This is a genomic window from Neisseria perflava (assembly GCF_024170405.1).
Classification (GTDB): Bacteria; Pseudomonadota; Gammaproteobacteria; order Burkholderiales; family Neisseriaceae; genus Neisseria; species Neisseria perflava_B.
This window is the reverse complement of record NZ_JALJYC010000008.1, coordinates 23,025-49,139: the sequence shown is the minus strand read 5'-3', so window position 1 is coordinate 49,139 and position 26,115 is coordinate 23,025. Positions and strand designations below refer to the sequence as shown.

The following is a 26,115-nucleotide window of genomic DNA, read 5'->3' as shown; positions in this document are numbered from 1 at the left end:
TTTTGATATATTATTAACATATTAAGATTTTTCAGACGGCCTTAGCCTTTATTTTTTTGCCAATGAAAAACAAGATATTAAAATAGAATATATTGTTTGAATCAAATTTTCTCCAGTTAAAATAAGCCATTATAAAAATTAAAACAAACCCAAATTACTTAAACAAAAGTTAACATACATCAGATTTTCAAACCATCTGGCACCAAAAAGGCCGTCTGAAACATCCGCATAAAATCGGAATATTTCAGACGGCCTTGCCGTATCCAAATCAGCAGCAGCGGCCGCTGCCGTTGTTTTTCGAATAGCAGTAATTCACAAAATCCACTTTGCTCATCACCGGCGCATTCGGGTTGTGTTTGCGCTGCTGCGCCACATAGCGGTCATAGTCGGGAATCCCGGCCATGTAGTTGGCCGAGATACAGGCGTTTTTATACGCCTTTTTCAGACAGCCTAACCACGCCGCTTTAAGCAGCGGTTTCATTGCGCGCCACCTCGTCACGATAAACGGCAGGCACTTCTTTGGCAGTCGGCCAACCGATTTTGCGGGCTTTGAGCGCCACAATTACACCATAGATGGTTACAAATACCACCACCAGCATAAAGGCGGCACACAAAGTCGAGTTAACGTAGTCGTTCAACACAATCTGACCCATTTGCGCCACGTCTTTAGCCGGAGCCAAAATTTGTCCGGCGGCAGCGGCTTCACGGTATTGCGCAGCGTGCGCCATAAAGCTGACATGCGGATCGGGGTCGAACAGTTTTTGCAGGGAAGCCACGGAAGTGACAATCAGCAGGCCGATGGCCGGAATCATGGGCACCCAAACATAGCATTCGCGTTTCATTTTCACCAATACCACCGATACCATTACCAGCGCGATACCCGCCAGCATTTGGTTACCGATACCGAAGAGCGGCCACAGCGAGTTAATGCCGCCCAGCGGGTCGGTAACGCCAGTATAGAGGAAATAGCCCCAAGAGCCAACGGCCAAGAAAGTGGCCACCACGTTGGAGAACATGCCTCGGCCTGTACCCAAAGGTTTGATAAACGTACCCAGCAAATCTTGGAACATAAAGCGCGAAGTACGGGTACCGGCGTCCACCGCTGTCAGAATAAACATGGCTTCAAACAGCAGCGCGAAGTGATACCAGAAAGCCATCATTGCTTCGCCCGGAATCAGGCGGCTCATGATATGCGCCATGCCCACAGCCAAAGTCGGTGCACCGCCGGCGCGGGACAGAATCGAATGCTCGCCCACTTCTTTTGCAGTTTGCGCCAAGACATCCGCGTCTGCCGCGATATGCAGATGAGTGGTAATGGCTTGCGCCGCAGTGTGGACATCCGTACCAATCAAGGCAGCCGGGCTGTTCATGGCAAAATACACGCCCGGATCCAGCGAGCAGGCAGCCGCCAATGCCATCATCGCCACAAAACTTTCCATCAGCATACCGCCGTAACCGATGGCACGCACATGGGTTTCATTGGCAATCATTTTCGGAGTCGTACCGGAAGAAATCAGCGCATGGAAGCCGGATACCGCGCCGCAGGCAATGGTAATAAACAAGAACGGGAATAGTTTGCCGGAGAACACCGGGCCGGTACCGTCGATAAAGAGGGTCACTGCCGGCATTTTCAATTCAGGGCCGACAATGATGATACCGATGGCCAAAGCCACAATCGTGCCGATTTTCAAGAATGTTGCCAGATAATCGCGCGGGGTCATCATAAACCATACCGGCAGCAGCGAAGAAATACCGCCGTAAAGCATGATACCGACCGCCAGTTGCACACCGTCAAGGTTAAACCACGGGCCGATACTACTGGCCGCCACGCGGTCGCCGAAAATCACCGCGCTCATCAGTGCGATAAAGCCGACAATAGAAATTTCACCCAGTTTGCCCGGACGGATAAAGCGGGCATAGAAACCCATAATCAGGGCAATCGGCACGGTCATGGCAATGGTAAACGTACCCCACGGGCTGTGGGTCAGCGCTTTGACCACAATCAGCGCCAAGACCGAAGTGATGATGACCATAATCATCAGGATACCGATGGAGGCAATCACGCCCGCAGTCGTACCCAATTCCTGTTTGATGATTTCACCCAAAGACTTACCGTCACGCCGCATAGACACAAACAGCACCATCATGTCCTGCACTGCACCGGCCAGCACCACGCCGAAAATAATCCACAGCGTACCCGGCAAATAGCCCATCTGCGAAGCCAACACCGGCCCTACCAGCGGACCCGCGCCCGCGATGGCGGCAAAGTGGTGGCCGAACAAGACTTTTTTATCAGTCGGCACATAGTCCACACCGTTATTGTGGCGCTCCGCCGGTGTCATCCGGCGCTCATCCAGCTGCAAAATGTTTTTACAGATATACAGGCTGTAAAAACGGTAGGCAATGCAATACACCGATACCGCCGCCACCACCAACCAAACCGCGCTGATGTGTTCGCCGCGATTAAGGGCAAGCGTAGCGAAGGCGGCAACCCCCGCCAGCACCACAATGCCCCATATCAGAAACGATTTTATCGCTTTCATAACAGGTCCTTAAATATTAATAAATAAATATAAACAAATAAATCCCAAAAAAATGACAAATCAACAATTATATTTAAAAGAAAATTTTTATATTTTGGCAAATATTAACATATTTATATATAACCGGCAGCAGCTGGCAAAATTTTTATGCCTTAAATCAAACTCTATCTAAAAATACGTATTTCCCCTTGAATTAATACACATATTGTGGCAAGAAAAAAGCCATCAGATACTGAGGTTCAAAACACATACACTCCCAGCCTGCCCCAGTAGCTCTGCTATAATGCCGTCTGAAAAAATTTTACCGAAACTGCAATGACTACCCCCAACCTTCCCGCCCGCCGTTTATCCGTTGCCCCTATGCTCGATTGGACAGACCGTCATTACCGTTACATGGCGCGACAGATTACCCATCATACTTGGCTGTACAGCGAAATGATAAATGCCGGCGCAATTATCCACGGCGACAAAGACCGCTTTTTGATGTTTAACGATGGTGAACAGCCCGTTGCCCTACAACTGGGCGGCAGCGAGCCGGGCGATTTGGCGCAGGCGGCGCGTGCAGCGGTGCAGTACGGTTACAATGAAGTCAATTTAAACTGCGGCTGCCCCAGCCCGCGCGTGCAAAAAGGCGCGTTTGGCGCCTGCCTGATGAATGAAGTAGATTTAGTGGCCGATTGTTTGAATGCCATGCAAGACGCGGTGCAAATTCCCATTACCGTCAAACACCGTATCGGCGTGGACAGACAAACCGATTATCAAGTCGTGGCTGATTTTGTCGGTACATTGCATAAAAAAACCGCCTGCCGTACCTTTATCGTCCACGCCCGCAATGCCTGGTTGGACGGTCTTTCACCGAAAGAAAACCGCGAAGTACCACCGCTGAAATACGATTACGTGTACCGCTTGAAACAGGAATTTCCTGATTTGGAAATCATCATCAACGGCGGTATCACCACTAATGACGAAATTGCTGCCCACTTACAGCATGTGGATGGTGTGATGGTCGGGCGCGAAGCGTATCACAACCCGATGCTTATGCGCGATTGGGACGGACTGTTTTACGGCGATGCCGCCAATCCGATTGAATACGCCGAATTGGTGCAGCGCTTATATGCTTACAGCCTAGCGCAGATACAAGCCAGACGCGGCACGACCTTACGCCACATCGTGCGCCACAGTTTAGGATTAATGCACGGCCTAAGCAAAGCCCGCGTATGGCGACGCATGCTTTCCGACGCTACTTTATTAAAAGACAACGACGGCAGCTTGATTTTAGAAGCATGGCAGGAAGTGGAGCAGGCCAATCGTTGGCAGGAAAACGCAGAGAAATAAACCAATGCCGTCTGAAAACCTATGATTTTCAGACGGCATTGGTTTATTTTACCTAACGTGAGTTCAAGATAAGACAATAAAATATCTTTTTAAATTTCAGAAATGTATTTCTTCAGACAGAATCCTCAAGGATTCGTCATTAGCTTCGCAAGTCCGCTACGCTCCCCCCGCGCAGGCGGGAATCCAGAAGCCTGACATCTCTGCAATGTTTTCAAAACGCCAGAACCCCAAATGTCTGGATTCCCGCCTGCGCGGGGGGAGCGTAGCGGACTTGCGAAGCTAATGACGAAAATCTGGCAATTTTCTGTCTGCTTAAACCCAATACCATACTGGAAACAATACAAATACCTCAAATCCTTATCCCAAACCCACATTACCCAACAAAAAAGACCCACCGAAGCAGGTCTTTTTCTTAAGCAATACTAACCGTTCAGATTAGAATTTGTGGCGCAAGCCAACCAAACCGGCAACGGTTTCCACTTTGTGCGGGCCATCTTCAGCAGATTTCAACCAACCGGCAGAAATCATAGCAGTAGTGCGTTTAGAGAAATCATAGTCAGCACCCAAAACGACTTGGTCGTATTGAGAACCTTTGATTTTATCGCCAGCTACTTTAGCTTTAAAGCCGTGAACGTAAGATACGCGTGGAGTGATGTTACCGAAGCGATAAGCAGCAGTAGCAGCAACTTCAGTAGTTTCCACACCTTTATCATCCATTGCATTGCCGTTCGCGTCAGTAGCACTGCTACCAATTACAGCGTTAGAAATGCTGGTAGTGTTATCATAAGATACCGCGCCATTAGCCAAAGCTTCGGCATATTGGCCATAGGTTTCCCAGTTTTTCGCGTATTGACCAGAAACGGCTACCAGCAAGTTGTTGGCATCGTAACCAGCAGTCAGGCGGTGCAATTGACCGTCTTTAGCAACAGATTGGCTGTTTACAACCAAGTTTTTCTTGTAACCACCGGCATATTGACCAAAGAAACCAGAGTTTTCATAGTTCAAGCCCAGGTAGTAAGTACCTTCGTCACCGATTTCGTGAGTGTATTTGTCGCTTGCATTGACGTTGTCACGCGGTGCGTATTGTACGCTGGCGCTGAAACCGGCAAATACCGGAGTATCGTAGCGTACAGATACTTTGCGTTCTGAGACAGTATCACGAGTATAAACGCCCAAACCCAAAGCAGAGTTGCTGTATTCCCACGGGTCAATCGCGTCATCCATGTTTTTCACGGTAGTGTCCAATTTACCGGCACGGATTTTACCCCAGTCGCCTTCCAAACCGATGAAGGACTCACGAGTACCCCAGCCGGAATCAGTACCGGCTACGGAAGTATTTTGCTCGATTTGCCAAATGGCGTTGAAGTGGTTACCCAAATGCTCATGGCCTTTGAAACCGATACGTGAACCGAAGTCAGCGATTTCAGTAGCAGTTGCAGAGCTGGTGCTGCCATTTACTGCCTCAGCAGTACCGCTACCCAATTTAACATGAGACACTTCAACACCGGCTTTAATTTGACCGTACAGAGTCACATCAGCCATAGCCGCAACAGGCAAGGCTGCCAAAGTCAGAGCAATCAGAGATTTTTTCATTGCTGTATTCCTTTACTTATTCGCTAAAGTCATTTAAACGGATATGGAATTCGTTTAGCCATTATTGCATCTATCGCCCTAATCAGCGATTCCATGTCATTAATATAGCGGTTTAACTCTTAAAAAACAAATTTTCTGCATATTTTCTATCGTCATTCGCCTAAAAGAGTTGTTTTTTACAGACAACTTTGATTATTTAATCTGACGTCTTTTCCTGTTTCATTAAAAATCTGATGTAATATCTCAAAGATAGCTACAAATGCAACTATTACAGACATCAATACCTATTAATGACAAAATATTCTGAACCCGAACATAAGATAAGCCTCAAGCCTGCCTAGTACCACTCTTCCTCCAGCTACAACAACTACGCAAAAAAGACCTGCCCAAAGAGCAGGTCTTTTTTTATACCAATCTATATTAGATTAGAATTTGTGACGCAAACCAACCATACCGGCGTAGTTTTCGATTTTGCTTGCACCAGAACCAGCTTTCAACCAACCGGCAGATACCAAAGCAGTAGTGCGTTTAGAGAAGTCGTAATCGGCACCGACAACAACTTGGTTGTAATCAGAATCGTGTACTTTAGAGCCATCAACTTTGTATTCAAAGCCGTGAGCATAAGAAACACGCGGAGTCACATTACCAAAACGGTAAGCGAGAGTACCGGCAACCTCAGTAGTTTCTACTGCATCAGTCAAAGTGCTATCATCAATTACACCGTTAGACAGAGCTGCTACGTACTGACCTTCAGTTTCCCAGTTTTTACCGTATTGACCAGTAACTGCTACCAACAGGTTATTGGCATCATAACCCAAAGTCAAACGATGTAATTGACCATCTTTAGCAATAGCAGCAGTGTTGTCGCTATTCAGGGTATGCTTACGGTAGCCACCGGCATATTGACCGAAGAAGCCAGAGTTTTCATAGTTTAAACCAGCGTAGTAAGTTTCGCCAGTAGCCACTTCATGAGTGTATTTATCGCTTGAGTTTACGTTGTCACGCGGTGCGTATTGTACGCTGGCGCTGAAACCGGCAAATACCGGAGTATCGTAACGTACAGATACGGCACGCTCTGATACAGAACTACGAGTCAACACGCCCATACCCAAAGCAGTATTACTGTATTCCCATGGGTCGATGGCAGCATCAGTGTTTTTCACTGTGGTATCCAATTTACCTGCGCGGATTTTACCCCAGTCGCCTTCCAAACCGATGAAGGATTCACGATTACCCCAACCGGAATCAGTACCGGCTACGGAAGTGTTTTGTTCAATTTGCCAAATGGCGTTGAAGTGGTCACCCAAATGCTCGTGACCTTTGAAACCGATACGAGAACCGAAGTCAGCGATTTCGGTAGCAGTAGCAGATTTAGTGCTATTACCAGTTGCAGCAGCAATATCGCTACCCAGTTTCACTTTAGAAACTTCAACACCGGCTTTGATTTGGCCGTACAAAGTCACATCAGCCATAGCTGCAACAGGCAAAGCTGCCAAAGTCAGAGCAATCAGAGATTTTTTCATTGCTGTATTCCTTTTTCTATTATGAAGAAATAATTTAAGCAGATTAGACGAATCCGCTTGGGCTTCACGTTTACCGCTAAACTCAGCGATTCCATGACTCCTACTATAATCTTACCTTCCTAAAAAAACAAACTTTATCCCATCCCCATCACCAAGACAGGCTTAACACCTTTCCTAAAAATAGTATTTTTTTTATTATTTTTTTCTTTTAAATCATACATTAGCAATTATACGCTCTTATTTGCATTTTTACAACACTCTACAAATCTGCTCTTTTTTCGTTCTACAACCAAACAGCCGTTTCTTACACGCACATCATAAAAGAGGTTTAAAAATTGCCAAATATTTAAGCATTATTCCGCTTTATAGCCATTCCGGAACAGGACATTTTTGTATCCCAAATTCTTCCAGATAATCCACTCCGGTCAGATACAATCCATCCGGCATAAAAGTGGGCGGCGCTTTCAGACGGCTTTTTTCCTCCATTAAAGCAGAAAAATCTGCTACGGATAACTTACCGCAACCCACATACACCAATGCCCCCATGATATTGCGCACCATATGGTGCAAAAAGGCATTACCGTGCAAATCTAATTTTATCAAACCCTCAGATTCACTGATTTTGGCTTGGTAAATGGTTTTAACCGGAGATTTTGCTTGGCATTGCGAGGCTCTAAAGCTGGAAAAATCGTGTATTCCTTCCAATAAAGCTGCCGCCTGCTGCATGTTTTCCAAATTCAGAGCCAAATGTGTCCACCCTACTTTGCCTATCAGCAAAGGCGAGCGTACCGGCGCAGTTTGCAAAAGATATCGGTAACGCCGCCCGTAAGCATCAAACCGGGCATGAAAATGCGCAGCGACTTTTTGCGCATGAAGCACGGCAATCCCGGGCGGTAATTTCGCATTGACTCCCCTTATCCATGCTTGCTCCGGGCGCACTGCCGATGTATCAAAATGGAGCACTTGCGCCGTCGCGTGGACACCCGTATCGGTACGACCTGCTACGGTAACCGATACGGATTCACCTGCCATTTCGCTGAGCGCATGTTCCAAGGCCGTCTGAACGGTAGGAACGCCACCGGCCTGCTTTTGCCAACCGTAAAATCGGCTGCCATCGTAAGAAACAATCAGCGCCCAACGCTGTAAGGTGTGGTGTTTGGGATTGTGATATTCAGTCATAGAGATAATAAAGGATTGATTAAATTAAAAGATATACGATTATGTTAGTATGGAGAAAAGCTGTCCTACTCGACGTTACTGATTAAGAACATGAGTATTTTACGCTGTTGGCAAATAAAAAAAGAGATACCGTCTTCAGACGGCATCTCTTTAGTTTAAAGCCTTCATTCAACCATCAGGCATCTAATTCTTTCAACATGGCTTTGGCTTTTGTCAAAATGCTGCCATGCGCTTCTTCCAGCAACTCTTGGAGCGTTTCGCGGGCTGCTTCCGGATCGCCGATTTCGACATACATTTTAGCCAATTCGTATTTGGCTTCCAGCGGTGCCGTCATGCCGACGGATTCGGAAATGAAGCCGGATTCGCGGCGGCTTTTTTCTGCATCATCCGCTACGGAGATTTCCTCCCATTTGATAAACTCATCAGCCGTTGCGGTTTCCACCTGATTAGCCGACGCAGCCAAATCCTCATTATCTTGAACAACCAGCGTTTCATCCGGCTGGATATCAAACGGATTTGCTACCGCCTCATCGCTTTCCAAGATGACTTTTTTATCAGCCTCAGCCAGATTATCACTCTGCGGAGCGGTAAACTCCAAAGGCTTGTCGTCTGCTACTGGTCGGGATGAGGTAGTTTGATCCGCAGGTTTATCGGTCGTATTCGCCGCTGTCTCGGCAGTATCTGCAAAGAAATCCCATGCCTCTTGCTCTTGCGCTTTAGTAGCTGTTTTGGTAACAGGTTCGGCAGCAGAGAAGGTCTCAACCACAGGCTCGGCGGTTACGACATCCTGCTTAGCCCCTTGAGCAACCGTAGCAGCTGCAAAAGGTGTTTCAGGATCAGGTTCGTAAACGCTTTCAGTAGATTCGACAGTATCCCAATCAATATCCCGACGTTTTTCGGTTTCCTCATCCCGAGTAACCGCACCGGAAAGAATACCGCTTTGCTGGTTATCCAGCGTACTTAAATCTAAGTTGACGCTGTCTTTTTTCGCTGCGGGAGTTGAATCAACTTCGGTAAAGAAAATATCGTCGCTGAAATCATCTTCCACCGCCAATTCTTCATCAGAAGCAGCGGCTTTTGCCCTATCGGTTTCGGTAGCAACCGGAGCAGCTTTTGCAACGTCAACAGATTCCGCAGCAACAGCAGCATCATCCGGTGTACCGCCCGAGCGTTTGCCCAGCAGTTTTGAAATCAAATACAGAGCCAGCAGCGCAGCACCGCCCAGCAGCAGCCATTTCCACAAGCCGCCCTCTTCTTGGGCAGGTTGCGGCTCGGGTTGCGCGGTTGCCGCAGCGGAAGACACCGCAGTATCCGGTTCGCTTGCTGCCACAGCGGTTTCAGAAGCAGGGGCTTCTGCAGCAGACGCAGCCGTTTCTGCCGCTACACCAGCCGCAGCCGAGCTTGCCGCAGCAGAGGCCTGCTCTTGTTGGGCAGGAACGGTTTGCGCCGCCGTATTTTCAGTTTCAACGGTTGCGGCCGGAGCCGGTTGGACATCAGAAGCGACAACCGGCGGTGTCGCTACGGTAGATTCTCCGGCCTCTTCCGCAGAGCGTTCGGGCAACGGCTGACCGGCCAAGCGTTTCAGCTCGGCGGCAGAAGGGATATTCAATACTTTACCGGCCAACATGCGGTCGGCATCATTGTCGATAAATACAGTCGGGTTGGCATTTACCAGCGCTTGGATGGTCTGCTCTACCGTCAAGCCTTGCGGACGGATATGGCGGGCAATACCGCTGACGGTTTCGCCGGAGCGTACCAAATGACGGCCTGTATTGGCGGCGGGACGTTTGGGCTGGATTGCATTTTTGACAACCGGTTTGCTTGCTTTTTTATCACTGCGCACATCTGATTTGCGCACTTGACCAGTACGGCGCGCCGACTGCTCTTCACGCTCGGCGCGTAATGCGCGGTTAATCCGACCTCGGGCGGCGCGACGGTCATTATCTTGTCCGGCAGAATCGGCAGCATGACGCTCTGCGGCAACTCGGGTTGCTCCGTCTGTTTTGCCGTTATAGCCTGCGGGGTCGATAATGGCGGTATATTCGCGCGATTGCGAACCGACGCCGACTTGGAAAATCAAAATAGGGTCTTGAACCGGCTTGGACGAACGGACGGTCACCACCGCTTTATCGCCGGATTTGCGCACGCCGACGCGCAAATTACTGTTGGAAACGGAGGCCTTGCCGCCGTTTAACAAGGTTTTGGCTTCGTCGCCGGTAACGGTAATGGTACCTGAGAAAGGTTCGCCCAAATGCGATTGGACATTCAAGCCGCCCAAACCGGCCGTTGCGCCAAATGAAGCGGCCAACATCAGAGAAGCGGCAATTAATTTGATTTTATGGTCGTTTTTCAAAACTTATCCCCTACATGAAACGCAGCCGGACAATGACACTGCGACATAATTCGGTATATGTACGTCATGATATATTCTAAAGCCCCTGTCTGCCAAGTAAGTTTGATAAATTAAGTTAAAAACGTCGGATAAAATGCAACATTACCCTTCTGTTTTTTACCATCCGCTTGCAAAAGGCATTTTTTGAACGAGGCCGTCTGAATTTTTTCAGACGGCCTCTGTGTTCCAAACCGGTTTTCCGGTAAAACGCTTTGTCCGGTAACGGCTGTTTTAATGAATGCATGGAAAGTGCAAAAGTCGGTATTTGCATACCGATTAACAGGTGCAAAAGTCGGCTTCAGCCTGTATGATGGCGAATTGTCCGATTTGTTTTATCGTTTGAATATGAAAATTTTAAGTGACTTGTTGGCGGTTATTTTGTTTTTCGCCACCTACACCCTGACCCACAATATCATTACCGCGACGGCGGTGGCGGTGGTCATTGGTGTTTTGCAAGCTGCTTTTACCTATTGGAAACACAAAAAACTCGATACCATGCAGTGGGTGTCTCTCTTGCTGATTGTTGTCTTGGGCGGCGCCACCATTGTCTTGAAAGACAACCGCTTTATCATGTGGAAACCGACTGTTTTGTTTTGGGTCGGTGCGCTGGCTTTGCTCATCAGCCATCTGGCCGGAAAAAACGGGCTCAAAGCAATGATGGGCAAAGAAATCACGTTGCCTGACGGCGTTTGGCGCAACCTGACGTATGCTTGGATTGGATTTTTGGTGTTTATGGGCATTACCAATATCTTGGTTTTCCAAAATTTCAGCGAAGCCCAATGGGTCAACTACAAGCTGTTCGGCTCGACCGGACTGATGGTTCTTTTCTTTATCGGACAAGGTTTTTACTTGAGCCGACATTTACCTCAGGAGGATTGATTAATGGAATACTATATGCTGTTGGCTACCGACCGCGATGATGTACACGAAGCGCGCCAAGCCGCCCGCCCCGACCACTTGAAACGCTTGGAAACGCTGAAAAACGAAGGCCGCCTGATTACCGCCGGCCCAAATCCCCTGCCGGACAACCCTGAGCGCGTATCGGGCAGCCTGATTGTGGCGAAATTCGAATCTTTAGACGCAGCTCAGGAATGGGCGGAGCAAGACCCTTATGTCGATGCCGGTGTCTATGAAGAAGTGTTAATCAAACCCTTTAAAGTCGTATTTTAAACAATGGACATGCGCCAAACCATTGAAGGCCGTCTGAAAACGCTGGATATGCAGCATTTTGAGTTTCGCGACGACAGCCACCTGCATGCCGGACATGCCGGTAATACCGGCGGCGGCCACTACGCCATTGTGGTGGTTAGCTCTGCATTTGCCGATGTCAGCCGTATTGAGCGCCAGCGCATGGTGAAAAACCTGTTGCAGGATTTATTTTCAGACGGCCTGATTCACGCTTTAAGCATTAAAGCGCAAACGCCGGAAGAGTATTTCCATTAAGATTTTTTGTTATTTGTATTATTTCCCAAGTGAGAAAATCATGAAAAAAACCCATATTGCCTCAGCATTGATGTTGGCCGCCCTCTCCGGCAGCCTGTTTGCGCAAACATTGGTGACCGTTAACGGCCAAGCCATCGACAGCAGCGTCATCGACGCCCAAGTCAAAGCCGTGCGCGATGCCAACAGCCAAGTCAAAGACAGCCCAGCGCTGCGTCAAAGCCTGACCGAACGCCAAGTGGTCACCACCGTTGTCGGCCAAGAAGCCAAACGCCTGAAACTGGATCAGAGCGACGCTTACAAACAAGCCTTGGCGCAAAACCGCGAGCAGGCCAAAAAAAGCGGCGCGGATAAAAAACCGGATTTCAAAACCACTTGGGCGGCCTTTGAGGGCGACCTGTTAGCCCAAGCTTATGCCATCCATATCGCCCAACAAAATCCGGTGCAGGAAAAAGACGTTAAAACCGCCTACGACAACTTCAGCAAATTCTACAAAGGCACGCAAGAAGTGCAGCTGGGCGAAATCGTTACCCGCAGCAAAGCCGACGCAGATAAAGCCATTGCCGATTTGCGCGCGAAAAAAAGCTTTGCCAGCGTGTTGAAACAATACTCGATTGACGAGCAGGCCAAACAAGCCGGCGGTATTCCTTCTTCATATGTACCCCTGAAAGACCTGCAACAAGCCAACTCTCCGCTGTATCCGGCGGTTAAAGACCTGAAAAAAGGCGGCTTCACCGCCACGCCGCTGCAAAACGGCGACTACTACGGCGTGTTCTATGTCAACGACCGCCGCGATGTTAAAGTACCGGCATATGATGACGTGAAAAACCAAATCGGCAACGATTTGCAGGCTGCCCGCGTGGACGCTGCCATTCAGTCCCTGCTGGAAAAAGCCAATATCAAACCGGCCAAATAACCGAAAGCCTGATTCATGAAGTACCAAACTGCGATTGCCGCCGGCATCACGGCGGCGGCATTGGCGGGTTTTGCCTTTGCCAAAGCGCCTGAAATCGAGTCTGCCCGTATCGACAGCATGGTGGCCGAAGTCTTGCGCCAAGCGGATTTGAATCCGAACCAAACGCAAAAGCCCGACGGCAAGGCCATCCGCCGCGATGTGATTACCCGTTTGCAAACGCTGGAAGTATTGAAAAACGAAGCGCTGAAAGCCAATCTGGATAAAGACCCTGCGGTTCAAACCCAGTTGAAAACCGTCATCGCCCAGTTTTATGCCAACCAATACGTTCAGTATTTGGAGCGCAATACCGAAGTGGACGATGCGCAAGTGCGCCGCCTGTATGACTTGCAAACGCGCATGATTAAGCTGCAACAAGTCAGCTTTGCCAGCGAAGCGGACGCGCACGCGGCTCAAGAGCTGCTGCTCAAAGGTTTGTCGTTTGACGAACTGATGAAGCGTTATCCGAATCCGGAACAGAAATTCGACAATTTCATCATGCCGCAACAGCTCCCGCCAACTTTGGCTGAGGTCATCAATCCGATGAACCGGGGCGATGTGACCGTTGAGCCGGTTAAGGTGCAAAACCGCTATTACCTGTTCAAACTCAGCGCCGTCGAGCGCAATCCCGAAGCGCAACCGTTTGAGCTGGTGCGCAATCAGGTGTTGCAACAGGCCAAGCAGCAGAAAGTGCGCCAGCAAATCGAACAGCTGCTGAAAGCCAACGGTATTACGCCGCAAGCGCAATAAGCGTTATTTGCTTAATCAGGCCGTCTGAAAAGGGGAAAACCACTTTCCGTTTCAGACGGCCTTTATCACGTTTTATCTGATTTCAAGGAGCAATCATGCGTGCCGTTATCCAAAAAGTTACCCACGCGCAAGTCGATGTACTCGAAAACGACAGCCGTGACACCAGCGGCAAAATCGGGCATGGCTTTATGGTTTTATTGGGCGTGACCCACGAAGATACCGAAGCAGACGCCCGCTACATCGCCGACAAAACCGCCAATCTGCGCATTTTTGAAGATGAGGCCGGCAAACTCAATTTTTCTTTGAAAGACGTTGGCGGCAGCGTTTTGCTGGTTTCCCAGTTTACCCTGTATGCCGACGCCCGCAACGGACGACGTCCGTCATTTTCCCACGCCGCCCCTGCCGACCAAGCCGACGCCCTCTACCGCCTGACTGCCGACCTACTGCGCGGCCACGGTCTGCAGGTGGAAACCGGCAAATTCCAAACCCATATGCAGGTATCGTTGTGTAACGACGGACCGGTTACGCTGCTATTAGATTCGCAGAAATTGTTTTAACCCATCAACTTCTGTCTTGCGATTAATGCGAAAAGGCCGTCTGAAAATCCAGTATTTTCAGACGGCCTCCGTTTATTTACGATTCATCAAATCCGCATCGGCATCACAATATATTTGAAATTCGGATTATTCGGCATGGTAAACAAGGTGGAGCGGTTGGCGTCGCCGAAAGCCAGCTGCATATCGTCGGAATGGATATTGCGCAACACGTCCATCAGGTAGCCGATGTTGAAACCGACTTCCAGTTCGCCGCCCTGATAGGCGATTTCCAACTCTTCGCGCGCTTCTTCCTGCTCGTTGTTGCTGCACACCACGCTCAACAAACCCGGCTGCAAAAACAATCTCGCGCCACGGAATTTTTCGTTGGCCAAAATCGAAGCGCGTTCCAATGCGCCCAACAGTTCGCTGCGCGACACCAAGAAAATTTTGTCGTTGTCCAGCGGAATCACGCGGTTGAAATCGGGGAATTTGCCGTCGATAACTTTGCTCACAATCACGGTATTGTTGCAGCGGAAACGCACTTGGTTGTTGAGCAGCTCAACGCTGATTTCTTCACTCGGATGGTTCAGCAGCTTGAAGAGTTCCAATACGGTTTTGCGCGGCAGAATCACTTCGGCTTTGGGCAAATCGGCTTCGATTTGGCAGGCGGCGTAGGCCAAGCGGTGGCCGTCAGTGGCGACTAAGCGCAGCTGACTGCCTTCTACTTGCATTAATAAGCCGTTGAGGTAGTAGCGGATGTCCTGCACCGCCATGCTGTATTGCACTTGCGAGAGCATGTTTTTAAACGCTTCTTGAGTCAGCGAAAACGCCGTACCCACGTCTTCGCCCACGCTCATCAGCGGGAAATCTTCGGCAGGCAGGGTTTGCAGGGCAAAGCGGGATTTGCCTGCTTTCAGGGTCAGGCGGTTGTCCGCCCAATCCAGCGACACAATCGCGCCTTCCGGCAGCGCACGCAGGATGTCTTGGAATTTTTTGGCATTGGTGGTAATGCGGAAATCTCCGGCCGCGCTTTCCGGGCCGGCGGTGTTGATTTGGATTTCCAAGTCGGTAGCCAAGACATTGGTCTGCCCGTCTTTGCTTTCCAGCAATACGTTGGACAAAATCGGCAGGGTGTGGCGGCGCTCAACAATACCGGTCACGGCTTGGAGCGGTTTGAGCAGGCTGTCGCGATCGGCTTGCAAAATCAACATGGTGTATTCCTTGGGATTGGGTTAATCGGGAATTCTTTTATTTTCAGACGGCCTGTGTTGTCATGATTGAAAAGGCCGTCTGAAAATCGGTCATTTTGTAAGTTGGGTTGCAAACCCAACAAAAAATTCGGTAACAGTTATAGAGATAAATGTTGGGATTTCATCCCAACCTACCCCGCCATCAATTTTGTAACATCATCAGCAGTTTTTCATAATCCTGATTCAGCTGCGGGTCTTCCTCGCGCAGCGCGGCGATGGTTTTGATGGCGTGCATGACCGTGGTATGGTCGCGGTTGCCAAATGCCGCGCCGATGGCAGGCAGGCTGAGGTTGGTTAGCTCTTTGGTCAGGCTCATGGCGGTTTGGCGCGGGCGGGCGATGTTGCGGGTACGCTTTTTACCCCAGATTTCGCTGCTCTTAATGCGGTAGTATTTGGCGGTTTCGTCGATAATCATCTCGGCGGTGATGACTTTGTGTTTTACCGCGATGATATCCTGCAAGGCCTCGCGCGCCAAGTCGATGTCAATCGGCTTGTTCATAAAGCGGCTGCTGGCGCTGACGCGGTTGAACGCGCCTTCTAGTTCGCGCACATTCGAACGGATAAGGTTGGCAATGAAAAACGCCGCTTCTTCGGTCAGGTTCACGCCCGACAGCTCGGCTTTTTTCTGCAAAATCGCCACGCGCATTTCCAGTTCGGGTGGTTCCAGCTCCAGCGTCAAGCCCCATGAAAAACGCGATTTGAGTCGGTCGTCCATGTCTTCGATTTTCACCGGCAACACGTCGCAGGTCATAATCAGTTGTTTTTTCTCATTATAAAAATGCTCGTACAGATAGAAAAATTCTTCCATCGTACGTTCTTTGCCTTTGATAAACTGAATGTCGTCGATAATCAGCAAATCGTATTGCTTGTATTGCTGCTTAAACGCCTCGAAACCGTTATTACGCGCCGCCACCATCAGGCTGCGCACATAGTCGTCGGAATGCATATAGCGCACTTTGGCGTCGGGCTTGTGTTTCAACAATTCATTGCCGATGGCCTGCACCAAGTGGGTTTTACCCAAACCGGTGCTGCCATAGAGGAAAAACGGGTTGTAGCTCTGATGACCCGGTTTGTCAGCAATCGCTTGCGCGGCGGCGGCCGCAATGCGGTTGCCCTTACCTTCCACCAGCGTTTCAAACGTATAGTCGGGCGACAGATTGGTCTGGTTGTAACGCTGTTCCGCCGCTTCGCGCTGCGCTTCGCTTTTGGCCTTGCTTGCGGACTTGGTTTCCGCTGCGGCTTGCAGCTGCGGCTCGTGCGGCAGGTTTTTCAGACGCTCGGCCAAAATCTCCTGCGCACTTTTTTTCGGCGCGTGGTATTCGTTTTCAGACGGCATATCCACGGGCAATGCTGCCTGCTGCGGTTCGGCAGCCTGTCCATTATCTGCATTCGCGGAAACAGCCGCTTCATCATCCTCAATGGCTACCGGCGTCGCTGTGCTTTTCTCCGCTTCCGCCGCTACACCCTGCGCCATCGCGTAGCTCTGTCCAACACCCGGCTTAAAAGCAAACGCCGCCTGCTGCGGCGCCAATTCCGCGCGCACGGCTTCGATTTTGGTGGCAAACTGGCTTTTGAGCATATTGCAGGCAAACTGGTTTTTCCCATACACCACCCACGCGCCGCCCTCTTCGCCCACGGTCAGCGGCGCAATCCATTGCTGGAACTGCTGCGCGGGTAAAGTATCATGGAGTCGGCGGAGGCACTGCGGCCAAAATTCAGCTAGCGTCATGGGTAAGGCTCGGAAAATCAAACACAAAGGGCAGACAGGCCGTCTGAAAAAGGAAGATTGCGGTTTTCAGACGGCCTAAATAAAAATAAATCTTTAACAGCTGCCGATTATAACCGATTTTATCCACAGTTACAGCCACCGGTGCAGATTTTTCCACACCGTCTGCTGCATCCTCATCTTCCGGTAAGGTAAAAAATCCAACACCTGCCGCACCCCATCCGGTCGATTTTGGCGCAAAGTTTTTATATTGATTGACAAAAGCGGCAAATTGGGGTGTAATTCACGGTTTAATTCTACCGCTTTTTTAGGAAAAGACATGAAACGCACTTATCAACCTTCTGTTACCAAACGCAAACGCACCCACGGCTTCCTGGTTCGCTCCAAAACCCGTGGCGGTCGCGCAGTATTGGCTGCACGCCGTGCCAAAGGCCGCAAACGCTTGGCCGTGTAAGTTGGACAACCGCTTCGGCAAGCAGTATCGCTTATTAAAAACGGATGAATTTTCATCCGTTTTTGCGTATAGAAACCGCAAAAGCCGCGATTTGCTGCAAGTTTCCCAATCGGGCGACAACGGCCTCGGCCATCCGCGCTTAGGCTTGGTGGTGGGCAAAAAAACCGCCAAACGCGCCAACCGCCGCAATTACATTAAACGTGTGATTCGCGACTGGTTCCGCTGCCACAAGGCCGAGCTGCCGCCGCATGATTATGTGGTACGGGTCAGCCGCGCCTTTACCCGTACAGACGGTGCGCAGGCGCGTGCACAGCTGGCGCAATTAATGCTGAAAAAACAAAAACGCTGATGTCAAAATTAGCTGCCAAACTACTGATAGGCTTGGTAAAATTTTACCAATATTGTATCAGCCCGCTGATTCCGCCGCGCTGCCGCTACACGCCGACCTGTTCGCAATATGCGCTGGAAGCTGTGCGCAAGTACGGCGCGGCCAAAGGCGGCCTGCTGGCGCTCAAACGCATTGCGCGTTGCCATCCGTGGGGCGGACACGGGCATGACCCTGTACCTTAAGGCCGTTTTCAGACGGCCTTTTCGCAGCCATACCGCGCATTTTCCCTGTATTTTCGCTGCATTTTCTATATAATGCCGTCTGAAACACTGTTCACCCATCCCTCCGTACCAGGAATTTGTTATGGATTTTAAAAGACTTTTGGCGTTTTTCGCCATTGCCCTTGTGATTTTGATGGGCTGGGAAAAATTATTCCCCTCCCCAAAACCGACACAGGCGCAACAACAGGCCGCGCAACAGCAGCAAAAAGCCGCGACCACCAACACCGAAGCCGCGCTGACCCTGGCCAAACCGATTACGGTCACCACCGACACGGTTAAAGCCGTCATTGATGAAAACAGCGGCGATTTGCGCCAACTGACTTTGTTGAAATACGAAGCCACAGGCGACGAAAGCAAACCGTTTGTCTTGTTTAACGACAGCAAAACCTACACCTACGTCGCCCAATCCGAATTGCTTGACGCGCAAGGCAATAATGTCTTGAAGGGCGTCAGCTTTACCGCGCCGCAGCAAAACTACACGCTAAACGGCGATAAAGTGGAAGTGCGCCTGAGTGCACCGGAAACCAACGGCCTGAAAATCGACAAAGTTTATACGTTCGACAAAGGCAGCTACGAAATCAACGTCCGTTTTGACGTAACCAACGCCAGCGGCCATCCGGTTAATTTGACCGCTGGTTACCAAATCGTGCGTGACCACAGCGAACCCGAAGGCCAAGGTTATTTCACTAAATCCTATGTCGGCCCGGTGGTGTACACACCGGAAGGAAAATTCCAGAAAGTCTCCTTCTCTGACTTGGATGATGACGCCAAATCCGGCAAAGACGAAGCCGAATACGTGCGCAAAACCCCGACCGGCTGGCTGGGCATGATCCAGCACCACTTTATGTCCACTTGGATTTTGCAACCTAAAGACGGTAAAAGCGTTTGCGCCGCCGGTGATTGCCAAATCAGCGTCAAACGCCGTGGCGACAATTTATACAGCGCCGGCGTGAGCGTGCCTTTAGCTGCCATTCCGAGCAACGGCAAAACCGACATCGCCGTCAACCTCTACGCCGGCCCGCAAACCACCAGCACCTTGGTGAAAGTGGCCGACAAGCTGCAACTGGCCAAAGACTACGGCAAAGTGCATTGGTTTGCCTCTCCGCTGTTTTGGCTCTTGAACAAGCTGCACGATTTAATCGGCAACTGGGGCTGGGCGATTATCGGCCTGACCATTATCGTGAAAGCGATTTTGTTCCCGCTGACCAACGCTTCTTACCGCTCCATGGCGAAAATGCGCGCCGTCGCGCCGAAGCTGCAAGCCATTAAAGACAAATACGGCGATGACCGCATGGCGCAACAACAGGCCATGATGCAGATGTACAAAGACGAGAAAATCAACCCGCTCGGCGGCTGTCTGCCGATGTTGTTGCAGATTCCGGTATTCATCGGTCTGTACTGGGCGATTTTCGCTTCGGTAGAACTGCGCCAGGCGCCGTGGTTAGGCTGGATTCACGATTTGAGCCGCCCCGACCCCTACTTTATCCTGCCGCTGATTATGGCTGCGACGATGTTTATCCAAACTTATTTAAACCCGCCGCCGACCGATCCGATGCAGGCAAAAATGATGAAAATCATGCCTTTGATTTTCTCCATTATGTTCTTCTTCTTCCCTGCCGGTTTGGTGCTGTACTGGGTGGTCAACAACCTGCTGACCATCGCCCAACAGTGGTTTATCAATAAGAGCATTGAGAAACAGCGCACGCAAGGCGAAGTGGTTTCTTAAGCCGCTTTAAATAATAAAGGCCGTCTGAAAATTCGATTTTTCAGACGGCCTTTTTGAATTTTTGTTATGCCCGTTTTATGTCAACGCAGCGTCCAGCCATTCGGTCATGGTCTGCCATGCCGCAGCCTGCAAACGTTGACCTTCACGCTTGGCGTTATTACGGATTTGCTGTAAGTCTACCTCAGCCTGTACCAACTCGCAGGCATGACCGACTAGCCAATATTCGATTTTGTCGGTATCTGCTTCCAAATGAAATTGCAAGCCCAAGACCTTGTTGCCGACCGAAAAAGCCTGTTCGCAGTAAATCTCCGATTCCATAGAAAGCTCCAAACTCAATAATTTGCCACCAAGAGAAAATCCCCGCTCATGGCTGACATTGGTATAAGCCAATGAAGTCGCCCCCTGCGGCAAACCAAAACAGTCACCGTGCCAATGCAATACCGGCACACCCGCCAAATGGCGCAGCGGCGACTGTTTACCCTCGTTGGTCAGCTCCAGCGGTTTAAAACCAATTTCCTTCACGCCCATTGGATTCACCTGCGCCCCCAATACCCGCGCGATAAGCTGTGCGCCCAGGCAAATACCCAACACGGCCTTATCCGAAGCCACACGGCGGCGGATACATTCGGCTTCAGCGCTTAAAAACGGATACAGCGCATCATCAAACGCCCCTATCGGCGCCCCCAACACCACCAGTAAATCCGCCTCCTGCAAAGCGCTATCAGTAAAATTAGCAACCGGCGCGTCAAAATACACCACCGTATCGCCACGCTTGGCAAACAGCGTTTCCAAAATGCCCAAATCCTCAAATGCCACATGACGGACAGCAGCCACTGTAGCCATTGCAATTCCTTTCGTTTTTACACCGTGAAACCGGCAGAGGTTATGCCGCGTACAACACAAAAATCGTCGGACGTTTTTTCAAATCCGGCAAGATCTCCATCTTACGCCAATCGGCCACAGTTTGGCTGACAATCATTTGGCTCGGCAAGGTTAAATCACAAGCGACGCACAAGCGGGTGGCGGGGTACAGTTGCGCCAACGCATCGGCCAACATTGCGTCATTGCGGTACGGCGTTTCAATGAATAATTGCGTTTCGTTGTGTTGGCGCGAACGCTGCTCCAAGGCTTTCAAGGCTTGGATACGCTCGCCTTTTTCAGACGGCAGATAGCCTTTAAAGGCAAAACTTTGGCCGTTAGCACCCGAAGCCATCAGCGCCAGCAGCAGGCTGGAAGGGCCGACCAGCGGGCGCACTTCAAAACCGTGCGCATGCGCCAGCGCCACCAGATTGGCGCCGGGATCGGCCACCGCCGGACAGCCCGCTTCGCTGACAATACCCATGCTGCGCCCTTCCTGCAAAGGTTTGAGCAAGGCGGGCAGGGTTTTCAAATCGGTATGCTCGTTCAGCGTTTGCAGGTTTAATTCGCGTATCGGCGTGGTCACACCCAAATGTTTCAAATGGGCGCGGGCGGTTTTTTCCGCCTCCACCACAAAATCGGTCAAACCGACAATCTGCGCCTGCTCGTGCGGCAGCAGGCAGGGGGTATCGGGCGCACCCAAAGGGGTAGGGATTAAATATAAAATCGGGGTCATATTTGCTTTCGTTAATGTAGGGTAGGTTTTAACCCACCATTTGCACAGATATTCGGTTCATTGGCGGGTCAAGACCCACCCTACAACACTGCCACACCTTCATTCTTTAAAAAATCAATCAGGCGGAACACAGGCAGGCCGATAAGGGCATTCGGATCGCTGCTGTCGATTTTTTCCAACAGCGCCGCGCCCAAGCCTTCGCTCTTGGCCGCACCCGCGCAATACACCGCGTCCGGCTCGCGTTCAAGGTAGCGGCGGATTTGTTCGGCAGACAAAGTGCGCATGGTAACGACGGTTTTATCGACATGCTGCTGCAAATGTCCGCTAACGGTGTTCAAAAGCACGATTGCGCTGCAAAATTCAATGCGCTGTCCCGACAATTCGGCCAGCATTTGTTGCGCCTTCGCCACGCTCATCGGTTTGCCCAACTGCTGATTGTTGCACCAAGCCACTTGATCCGCGCCGATAATGAGCGCGCGCGGAAACTGCGCCGCCAGCGACTGCGCCTTACCGCTTGCCAGGCGTAAAGCCGTCTGCTCGGCACTTTCGCCCGCAACGGGGGTTTCGTCGAAATCCGGCGAGGCCGTCTGAAAGGCCACGCCCAAACGCTCAAGCTGGGCGTGGCGGAAGACCGAGCTCGATCCTAATACCAAAGGCAGTTTTTCACTCATTTTTGCTTAAAAATATTGACGTTAGACTGCCGAAATTATATCATACCCCGTTTATGTCAGACCCTAATTTGATTGACCCCGAAGTATTCGCCGCCGAAAAGCAGAATCTGCAAGGCAGTTTCCGCTTGGAGGAATTGGACGAGCGCGTTTGGTCGCACGAATATTTTGCCGACAAACACAGCGAAATCGCGTTTACCCTGCAAGGCGGGCGCGACCGCTGGCAGCGTTTGTTTTTAGATTTGACGGTCAAGGCCGATGATATGCCGCTGCTGTGCCAGCGCTGTATCCACCCCGTACCGTTTGATTTGGACGAACAAAGCCGTATCGTGCTGTTTGCCGACGAAGCCGCCCTTGACGAGGCCATGCTTGCCGATGAAGAATTGGAAGGCATGCTGTTGGAAAAAGAGCTGGATGTGCGCACCTTGGTTGAAGACCAAATCCTGATGGCTTTGCCGTTTTCACCGCGCCACGAAGACTGCGGCAATGCCGATTTGAAGCAGGTCAATCAGGACAAACCCAACCCCTTTGCTGTTTTAGCGGGCTTAAAAAGCTCCTAAGCAGTGGAATTAGGACACAGTTTTATTTATCTAGGAGCTTGAAATGGCCGTTCAACAAAACAAAAAATCCCCTTCTAAACGCGGTATGCACCGTTCACACGATGCGCTGACTGCGCCGTCTCTGTCTGTTGACAGCACCACCGGCGAAGTACACCGCCCGCACCACATTTCGCCGAACGGTATGTACCGCGGCCGTAAAGTGGTTAAAGCCAAAGACGAATAATTTATCCGTCTGACGAAAAAGCCAGCATATTGCCTTCACGCAATGACTGGCTTTTTTGTATTATCCCTATTATTTTCAGACCCTCACCCGCATAACAATACGGCCGGTTGCGACACGGCTATTTCATCCGAATTACGGAACGCAGTATGAAACAGAAAATCTGGTACACCTACGACGACATCCACCGCGTGATTAAGCAGCTGGCGGAAAAAATCCAACAATCCGGCGTCAAATACGATGCCATGATTGCCATCGGCGGCGGCGGCTTTATCCCTGCCCGTATCCTGCGCTGCTTTTTAGACATCCCGATTTACGCCGTTACCACCGCTTATTACGACAGCGACAACGAAGGCCAAGTCACCGAAGAAGTTAAAAAAGTGCAATGGCTCGATCCCATTCCCGAAGCCATCCGAGGCAAAAACGTATTGGTGGTCGATGAAGTGGACGACAGCCGCGTTACCATGGAATTTTGTCTGAGCGAACTGCAAAAAGAAGATTTCGGCACCATCGGCGTGGCCGTTTTGCACGAAAAAATCAAACCGAAAACCGGCAAACTGCCCGAAGGCATTCCCTACTTCAGCGGCATCACCGTAGAAGACTGGTGGATTAACTACCCTTGGGACGCCGAAGACATCGACGAACACAACCGCTTGGCCGCAGCCAACCGCTAAGGCCGACTGCCGCCTTTCCGTTTTCAGACGGCATAGCCGTATCAGGCCGTCTGAAAAGTACCATAGAGAACCACCATGATTACATTAGCCGTAGATGCCATGGGCGGCGATGCCGGTTTGAACGTGACCGTTCCCGGCGCGGTTGCCTTTTTAAAACAACAGCCCGATGTGCGCCTGCTGATGGTCGGTGACGAAACCGCCCTCAACGAAGCCTTGGCCAAAGCCCATGCGCCGATGGACAGAATCAGCGTCGTCCACGCCACTCAAGTGGTCGGCATGGACGAAGCGCCGCAGCTGGCTTTGAAAAACAAAAAAGATTCGTCCATGCGCGTGGCAATTAACCAAGTCAAAGAGGACAACGCCCAAGCCGCCGTCTCCGCCGGCAATACCGGTGCGCTGATGGCGACGGCACGTTTCGTCTTGAAAACCATCCCCGGTATCGAACGCCCCGCCATCGCCAAATTCCTGCCCGGCAAAGACGGCCACATGACTTTGGTGTTGGACTTGGGCGCCAATGTCGATTGCAATGCCGATTTACTCACCCAATTTGCCGTCATCGGCAGCGAATTGGTGCAGGCCTTGCATCCTGAAAACGGCCAACCTCGCGTCGGCCTCTTAAACGTCGGCAGCGAAGACATCAAAGGTACGGACACCGTCAAGCAAACCTTCAAGCTGCTGCAAAGCAGTAAGCTGAATTTTATCGGCAATGTCGAAGGCGACGATATTTTCGGCAACAAAGCCGACGTGGTGGTGGCAGACGGTTTTGTCGGCAACATCATGCTCAAAACCATCGAAGGCACGGTTAAATTCATGGGTAAAGCCATCAAGCAGGAATTTACCCGCAGCCTGTTCAACAAACTGGCCGCCGCCGTCGCCTTGCCCGCCCTGCGCGGTTTCAAACAAAAGCTCGACCCGCGCAAGTTCAACGGCGCGATTTTCCTCGGCTTGCGCGGCGTGGTGATTAAAAGCCACGGCGGTACTGACGAAGTCGGCTTCATGTATGCCTTGAAAGAGGCTTACCACGAAGCTAAATCTGATATTTTGGAAAAAATCGAACAAGGCGTCGCCGTCCAACTGGCCGCCCTTGCCGAAGTCAAGCAGCAGGAAGCCGACACCAGCGCCGCCAGCCACATCAGCAGCTCGCTGTAAACTTTACAACACAACCTGATGGCGGTATTCAAGTGCAAGGCCGTCTGAAAACATCTCTTTTGTTTTCAGACGGCCTTGCGTTTTTATTCCAAAACCCCTACATTTTCGCTTACAATAATCTTTTCGTACCAACATTTCCCAAAGAAAAGGCTTTCCTATGCAATATGCCAAAATCCTCGGCACCGGCAGCTATCTTCCCGCCAACCGCGTCAGCAACGACGAACTGGCGAAAAAAGTCGATACTTCCGACGAATGGATCACCACCCGCACCGGTATCAAATTCCGCCATATTGCAGACGAAAGCGAAAAAACCAGCGACCTGGCCGCGCAATCGGCTCGCCGTGCGCTGGAAGACGCGGGCGTGGAGGCAGCCGACATTGATTTGATTATCGTCGCCACCGCCACCCCCGACATGCAGTTCCCCTCCACAGCCACCATCGTACAGCAAAAACTCGGCATCACCAACGGCTGCCCCGCCTTTGACGTGCAGGCCGTGTGCGCCGGTTTCATGTATGCGCTGAATACCGCCAATGCCTACATTAAAAGCGGCATGAGCAAAAAAGCCCTCGTCATCGGCGCGGAAACCTTCAGCCGTATTGTCGATTGGAACGACCGTACCACCTGCGTTTTATTTGGCGACGGCGCCGGCGCAGTGGTCTTGGGCGCGTCTGACGAACCCGGTATCATCCATAGCAAATTACAGGCCGACGGCAATTATCTGAATCTGCTCAACGTGCCCGCGCAAATCGCCGACGGTCAAATCTGCGGCACACCTTATGTGAAAATGGACGGCCCGGGCGTATTCAAATTCGCCGTCAAAATGCTGGCCAAAGTCGCCGACGAAGTGATTGCCGAAGCCGGTTACACCGCCGAGCAAATCGACTGGATTGTGCCGCACCAGGCCAACAAGCGCATTATCGAATCCACCGCCAAACATTTGGGCTTGAGCATGGACAAAGTGATTCTGACCGTGCAGGAGCAAGGCAATACCTCCGCCGCCTCCATCCCGCTGGCGCTGGATACCGGCATTAAAAACGGCCAAATCAAGCGCGGCCAAAACCTGCTGCTCGAAGGCATCGGCGGCGGTTTCGCATGGGGCGCGGTATTGGTGAAATACTGATGATGTTATCTGCAAGGCCATCTGAAAGCGCATACCCTTACCGGCGCATGCTTTTCAGACGGCCTTTGCTATGCTGTTTTAATTTTTCTACCCAATATAAATAATAAGCTTATATAATCTGA

At 50.7% G+C, this 26,115-nt stretch carries 27 protein-coding genes; 16 read left to right on the top strand and 11 right to left on the bottom strand.

Annotated features, from left to right (window positions below; translation table 11 throughout):
• Window positions 1–268: 268 nt before the first annotated feature.
• Together J2T37_RS04340 and J2T37_RS04335 are read right to left on the bottom strand one after the other, a co-directional pair.
• On the bottom strand, window positions 269–481 hold the full coding sequence (locus tag J2T37_RS04340) for a CstA-like transporter-associated (seleno)protein (protein ID WP_253354025.1): 213 nt from the start codon (window positions 479–481) through the stop codon (window positions 269–271).
• A complete protein-coding gene (locus J2T37_RS04335; protein WP_253354023.1) occupies window positions 465–2,543 on the bottom strand; it encodes a carbon starvation CstA family protein in 2,079 nt (692 codons plus the stop codon). The genes J2T37_RS04340 and J2T37_RS04335 overlap by 17 nt, the downstream gene beginning before the upstream one ends.
• Window positions 2,544–2,858: 315 nt before the next feature.
• On the opposite strand from J2T37_RS04335, the gene dusA reads away from it, so the two are divergent.
• Complete coding sequence (gene dusA / locus J2T37_RS04330) at window positions 2,859–3,878, top strand: tRNA dihydrouridine(20/20a) synthase DusA (RefSeq protein ID WP_253354020.1); 1,020 nt, start codon at window positions 2,859–2,861, stop codon at window positions 3,876–3,878.
• Between the two features lie 435 nt (window positions 3,879–4,313).
• Here dusA and porB (J2T37_RS04325) read toward each other — a convergent pair whose 3' ends face one another.
• From porB (J2T37_RS04325) to J2T37_RS04310, 4 genes are all read right to left on the bottom strand, one after another.
• Window positions 4,314–5,471 carry a trimeric porin PorB gene (gene porB / locus J2T37_RS04325; RefSeq protein ID WP_253354018.1) on the bottom strand — a complete coding sequence of 386 codons (1,158 nt, stop codon included), beginning with the start codon at window positions 5,469–5,471 and terminating at the stop codon, window positions 4,314–4,316.
• A 425-nt stretch (window positions 5,472–5,896) separates the two neighbouring features.
• Window positions 5,897–6,994, bottom strand: a complete 1,098-nt coding sequence (gene porB, locus J2T37_RS04320; protein WP_253354016.1) for a trimeric porin PorB — start codon at window positions 6,992–6,994, stop codon at window positions 5,897–5,899.
• A gap of 363 nt (window positions 6,995–7,357) precedes the next feature.
• Complete coding sequence (truA, locus tag J2T37_RS04315; RefSeq protein WP_253354014.1) at window positions 7,358–8,173, bottom strand: tRNA pseudouridine(38-40) synthase TruA; 816 nt, start codon at window positions 8,171–8,173, stop codon at window positions 7,358–7,360.
• Between the two features lie 175 nt (window positions 8,174–8,348).
• On the bottom strand, window positions 8,349–10,526 hold the full coding sequence (locus J2T37_RS04310; protein WP_253354012.1) for a FimV/HubP family polar landmark protein: 2,178 nt from the start codon (window positions 10,524–10,526) through the stop codon (window positions 8,349–8,351).
• Window positions 10,527–10,910: 384 nt separating this feature from the next.
• On the opposite strand from J2T37_RS04310, the gene J2T37_RS04305 reads away from it, so the two are divergent.
• The 6 genes from J2T37_RS04305 (at window position 10,911) to dtd (ending at window position 14,264) form a co-directional block, all read left to right on the top strand.
• Window positions 10,911–11,444: a septation protein A gene (locus J2T37_RS04305; RefSeq protein ID WP_253354090.1), complete on the top strand. Its 534-nt coding sequence runs from the start codon at window positions 10,911–10,913 to the stop codon at window positions 11,442–11,444.
• A gap of 3 nt (window positions 11,445–11,447) precedes the next feature.
• Entirely contained in the window at window positions 11,448–11,735 is a 288-nt protein-coding gene (locus J2T37_RS04300) for a YciI family protein (protein WP_253354010.1), read from the top strand.
• A gap of 3 nt (window positions 11,736–11,738) precedes the next feature.
• Window positions 11,739–12,008 carry a BolA family protein gene (locus J2T37_RS04295; RefSeq protein ID WP_253354008.1) on the top strand — a complete coding sequence of 90 codons (270 nt, stop codon included), beginning with the start codon at window positions 11,739–11,741 and terminating at the stop codon, window positions 12,006–12,008.
• 40 nt (window positions 12,009–12,048) lie between these two features.
• Window positions 12,049–12,921, top strand: a complete 873-nt coding sequence (locus J2T37_RS04290; protein ID WP_253354005.1) for a peptidylprolyl isomerase — start codon at window positions 12,049–12,051, stop codon at window positions 12,919–12,921.
• Window positions 12,922–12,936: 15 nt separating this feature from the next.
• Window positions 12,937–13,707, top strand: coding sequence for a peptidyl-prolyl cis-trans isomerase (locus J2T37_RS04285; protein ID WP_253354003.1), 771 nt, complete (start codon window positions 12,937–12,939; stop codon window positions 13,705–13,707).
• A 95-nt stretch (window positions 13,708–13,802) separates the two neighbouring features.
• On the top strand, window positions 13,803–14,264 hold the full coding sequence (gene dtd, locus J2T37_RS04280; protein ID WP_253354001.1) for a D-aminoacyl-tRNA deacylase: 462 nt from the start codon (window positions 13,803–13,805) through the stop codon (window positions 14,262–14,264).
• An 86-nt stretch (window positions 14,265–14,350) separates the two neighbouring features.
• Here dtd and dnaN read toward each other — a convergent pair whose 3' ends face one another.
• Window positions 14,351–15,454 carry a DNA polymerase III subunit beta gene (gene dnaN / locus J2T37_RS04275; protein ID WP_253353999.1) on the bottom strand — a complete coding sequence of 368 codons (1,104 nt, stop codon included), beginning with the start codon at window positions 15,452–15,454 and terminating at the stop codon, window positions 14,351–14,353.
• A 181-nt stretch (window positions 15,455–15,635) separates the two neighbouring features.
• Window positions 15,636–17,222, bottom strand: coding sequence for a chromosomal replication initiator protein DnaA (gene dnaA, locus J2T37_RS04270; RefSeq protein WP_253353997.1), 1,587 nt, complete (start codon window positions 17,220–17,222; stop codon window positions 15,636–15,638).
• A gap of 316 nt (window positions 17,223–17,538) precedes the next feature.
• Between dnaA and rpmH the strand changes: the two genes are divergently transcribed.
• The 4 genes from rpmH to yidC all read left to right on the top strand — a co-directional run bounded on the left by rpmH (window position 17,539) and on the right by yidC (window position 20,008).
• A complete protein-coding gene (gene rpmH, locus J2T37_RS04265; RefSeq protein WP_002214728.1) occupies window positions 17,539–17,673 on the top strand; it encodes a 50S ribosomal protein L34 in 135 nt (44 codons plus the stop codon).
• A 1-nt stretch (window position 17,674) separates the two neighbouring features.
• The gene (rnpA, locus tag J2T37_RS04260; protein ID WP_253354089.1) at window positions 17,675–18,022 is read left to right on the top strand and encodes a ribonuclease P protein component; all 348 of its coding nucleotides are present in this window, start codon (window positions 17,675–17,677) and stop codon (window positions 18,020–18,022) included.
• Window positions 18,022–18,243 carry a membrane protein insertion efficiency factor YidD gene (gene yidD, locus J2T37_RS04255; RefSeq protein ID WP_253353995.1) on the top strand — a complete coding sequence of 74 codons (222 nt, stop codon included), beginning with the start codon at window positions 18,022–18,024 and terminating at the stop codon, window positions 18,241–18,243. Before rnpA ends, yidD begins: the two co-directional genes overlap by 1 nt.
• Window positions 18,244–18,364: 121 nt before the next feature.
• Entirely contained in the window at window positions 18,365–20,008 is a 1,644-nt protein-coding gene (gene yidC, locus J2T37_RS04250; RefSeq protein ID WP_253353993.1) for a membrane protein insertase YidC, read from the top strand.
• A gap of 75 nt (window positions 20,009–20,083) precedes the next feature.
• Here yidC and J2T37_RS04245 read toward each other — a convergent pair whose 3' ends face one another.
• The 3 genes from J2T37_RS04245 to J2T37_RS04235 form a co-directional block, all read right to left on the bottom strand.
• Window positions 20,084–20,851 (bottom strand): glutamine amidotransferase-related protein, encoded by a 768-nt coding sequence (locus J2T37_RS04245; RefSeq protein WP_253353991.1) that lies wholly within the window; start codon window positions 20,849–20,851, stop codon window positions 20,084–20,086.
• 40 nt (window positions 20,852–20,891) lie between these two features.
• The gene (locus J2T37_RS04240) at window positions 20,892–21,602 is read right to left on the bottom strand and encodes an SAM-dependent methyltransferase (protein ID WP_253353988.1); all 711 of its coding nucleotides are present in this window, start codon (window positions 21,600–21,602) and stop codon (window positions 20,892–20,894) included.
• A gap of 80 nt (window positions 21,603–21,682) precedes the next feature.
• Window positions 21,683–22,273, bottom strand: coding sequence for a Maf family protein (locus J2T37_RS04235; RefSeq protein WP_253353986.1), 591 nt, complete (start codon window positions 22,271–22,273; stop codon window positions 21,683–21,685).
• A gap of 53 nt (window positions 22,274–22,326) precedes the next feature.
• Between J2T37_RS04235 and J2T37_RS04230 the strand changes: the two genes are divergently transcribed.
• From J2T37_RS04230 to J2T37_RS04210, 5 genes are all read left to right on the top strand, one after another.
• A complete protein-coding gene (locus tag J2T37_RS04230; protein ID WP_253353984.1) occupies window positions 22,327–22,830 on the top strand; it encodes a YceD family protein in 504 nt (167 codons plus the stop codon).
• A 43-nt stretch (window positions 22,831–22,873) separates the two neighbouring features.
• The gene (gene rpmF, locus J2T37_RS04225; RefSeq protein WP_253353982.1) at window positions 22,874–23,053 is read left to right on the top strand and encodes a 50S ribosomal protein L32; all 180 of its coding nucleotides are present in this window, start codon (window positions 22,874–22,876) and stop codon (window positions 23,051–23,053) included.
• A 146-nt stretch (window positions 23,054–23,199) separates the two neighbouring features.
• Entirely contained in the window at window positions 23,200–23,724 is a 525-nt protein-coding gene (locus J2T37_RS04220) for a phosphoribosyltransferase (protein WP_253353980.1), read from the top strand.
• Window positions 23,725–23,799: 75 nt separating this feature from the next.
• Entirely contained in the window at window positions 23,800–24,873 is a 1,074-nt protein-coding gene (gene plsX / locus J2T37_RS04215; RefSeq protein ID WP_253353978.1) for a phosphate acyltransferase PlsX, read from the top strand.
• A 157-nt stretch (window positions 24,874–25,030) separates the two neighbouring features.
• The gene (locus J2T37_RS04210; RefSeq protein WP_253353976.1) at window positions 25,031–25,993 is read left to right on the top strand and encodes a beta-ketoacyl-ACP synthase III; all 963 of its coding nucleotides are present in this window, start codon (window positions 25,031–25,033) and stop codon (window positions 25,991–25,993) included.
• The last annotated feature ends 122 nt before the right edge of the window (window positions 25,994–26,115 follow it).